Below are 2,195 nucleotides of genomic sequence, written 5' to 3'. Positions count from 1 at the left end.
GGGCGGGTCGGCTTCGCCGTCCCCCGGCCGTTCGTCGGGACCACCCGCCAGTCCGTCGGCCGCCCCGTCGTCCACCGCTCCCGCGAGCCCCTCGCCCACTCCTCCGGCCAGCCCCTCCGGGAGCCGGTCCGCGTCCCCCGGTGCGTCCGCCTCCGCCGCGGGCTGCGTCGCCGGGCACGCGGAGGTCACCGTCGCGCCGGGCGACCCGGTCGAGCGGAAGCTGTGCGTGCGGCCCGGCACCGTCGTGACGCTGGTGCTCCGGCCCCGCGTCGACGACCGCCGCTGGACGGCCGTGAGCACCTCCGCCCCCGCCTTCGTCGTGGTCTCCGGCTGGCGACAGGACCCGGACGGCACCGCGCATGCCTCGCTGCGCAGCGCCGGCACCCGGGGCGGTACGGCGAGGATCACCGCGCTGGCGAAGGCCGCGGACGTGGCGGGCGCGGCCCGGCCCGTCTTCGCCCTGCAGGTGAGTGTGGTGCCGTACCCGACGCAGGGGTAGGCACGCCGGATGACCTCGATGCGCCCGTGGCGGTTCGTGCTGTGGTTCGGGACCGTCAGCCTGCTCGCCGACTTCGTGTACGAGGGCGCCCGCTCGGTCACCGGCCCGCTGCTGGCGTCGCTGGGCGCGTCGGCGCTGGTGGTGGGCGTGGTGACCGGAGCCGGGGAGGCGGCGGCGCTGGGGCTTCGGCTGGTCTCCGGCCCGCTCGCGGACCGTACCCGCCGCTTCTGGGGGCTGGCGATCGCCGGATACGCGCTGACGGTCGTCTCCGTACCGCTGCTGGGCGTGGTCGGCACGCTGTGGGCGGCCTGCGTGCTGGTGATCGCCGAGCGGGTCGGCAAGGCCGTACGCTCCCCGGCGAAGGACGCGCTCCTCTCCCATGCCACCGCCTCGACCGGCCGTGGCCGCGGGTTCGCCGTGCACGAGGCGATGGACCAGGTCGGCGCCCTGGTCGGCCCGCTCGTCGTGGCCGGCGTGCTCGCCCTCACCGGCGGCGACTACGCCCCCGCCCTCGGCGTCCTCGCCCTCCCCGGCGTCGCGGTGCTGGTGCTGCTGGTGTGGCTGCGGTCGAGGGTCCCGAACCCCCGGTCGTACGAAGAGGAACACGCGCCTCATGAGCACGAGCCCCACGAGCACGAGTCCGCCACCCCGGGGTCCGCACCCGCGGCGCTCAGCCGACTCCCCCGCGCCTTCTGGAGGTACGCGGCATTCACCGCCACCACCACCGCCGGCTTCACCACCTTCGGCGTGCTCTCGTACCACCTGGTCGAACGGCATCTGCTGGCCGCCGCCTGGGTGCCGGTCCTGTACGCCGCCGCCATGGCCGTCGACGCGCTCGCCGCACTGGCGACCGGCTGGCTGTACGACCGTCACGGAGCCCGCGTGCTGGTGGTCCTGCCGGTGCTGGCGGCCGTGGTCCCGGCGCTGGCGTTCACCCGGACCGTGGGGCTCGCGGTGGCGGGTTCCCTGGTGTGGGGCGCGGCCATGGGCATCCAGGAGTCCACCCTCCGTGCGACGGTCGCCGACCTGGTGCCGCCGGGCCGGCGCGCGACGGCCTACGGCGTCTTCGCCGGGGTGGTGGGCGCGGCGAGCCTGGCGGGCGGGGCGCTGACCGGCGCGCTGTACGGCACGTCGATCCCTGCGCTGATCGCGGTGGTGGCGGGCGTGCAGGCGCTGGCACTGGTGCTGCTGGGGGTCGGCGCGCGTGCCGCATGACAGCGGTGGCCGGCCGCTCCGCTCAGCCGGTCGTCGGTACGTCGTCCGCGCCGATGCATCGGGCGTGCGGGGCGAGCGGCCGTACCGCGCCGCTGAGTTCGACGAGGACGTCGTCGACGGCGGTGACCCGGTCGGAGATCTCGATCTCCACAGCGGGGTCGCGGCCGTACGTGACCAGCACCCTGCGACCGTCGTGCGCTGTCGGCCGCCAGACCCAGTCGACGTCATCGACGTTCACGCAGGCGTCGGTCGTGGCGGCGGGCGGCTCCAGCCCGCACCGCGCGGTCACCGCCCCGTCGCCCCACGCGGCAGCGCCGGGCACCCCGACATCGGCCCGATCGAGCCCCGCGAGCCCTGAGGGATACCCGTCCACCACCCGCCGACAGGCAGCGCTGTCGCCCCGGGCAGCCGCGTGCAACCCATGACCACTCGCCCGCACCTCATGCACGACGAGCACTCCCCCCAGAACCAGCCCCAGGAC

4 protein-coding genes are annotated in these 2,195 nt (G+C 76.0%); 2 read left to right on the top strand and 2 right to left on the bottom strand.

The window, feature by feature from the left end; genetic code table 11:
- A partial coding sequence (locus GRC12_RS43780; protein WP_439959958.1) for a hypothetical protein occupies positions 1–240 on the bottom strand: 240 nt, incomplete at its 3' end.
- On the opposite strand from GRC12_RS43780, the gene GRC12_RS43775 reads away from it, so the two are divergent.
- Together GRC12_RS43775 and GRC12_RS43770 are read left to right on the top strand one after the other, a co-directional pair.
- Positions 227–499: an acetyl-CoA synthetase gene (locus GRC12_RS43775; RefSeq protein ID WP_308286768.1), complete on the top strand. Its 273-nt coding sequence runs from the start codon at positions 227–229 to the stop codon at positions 497–499. The genes GRC12_RS43780 and GRC12_RS43775 overlap by 14 nt on opposite strands.
- 9 nt (positions 500–508) lie before the next feature.
- Complete coding sequence (locus GRC12_RS43770) at positions 509–1,714, top strand: MFS transporter (protein WP_208785995.1); 1,206 nt, start codon at positions 509–511, stop codon at positions 1,712–1,714.
- Positions 1,715–1,736: 22 nt separating this feature from the next.
- On the opposite strand, the gene GRC12_RS43765 is transcribed toward GRC12_RS43770, so the two are convergent.
- Positions 1,737–2,195, bottom strand: a 459-nt coding sequence (locus GRC12_RS43765) for a DUF3515 family protein (RefSeq protein ID WP_208785994.1), incomplete at its 5' end; no start/stop codon positions are given.

The organism is Streptomyces griseorubiginosus (assembly GCF_017614965.1).
GTDB classification, from domain to species: Bacteria; Actinomycetota; Actinomycetes; order Streptomycetales; family Streptomycetaceae; genus Streptomyces; species Streptomyces griseorubiginosus_B.
The sequence above is the reverse complement of the archived record's forward strand: the minus strand, read 5'-3'. Positions and strand labels throughout refer to the sequence as shown.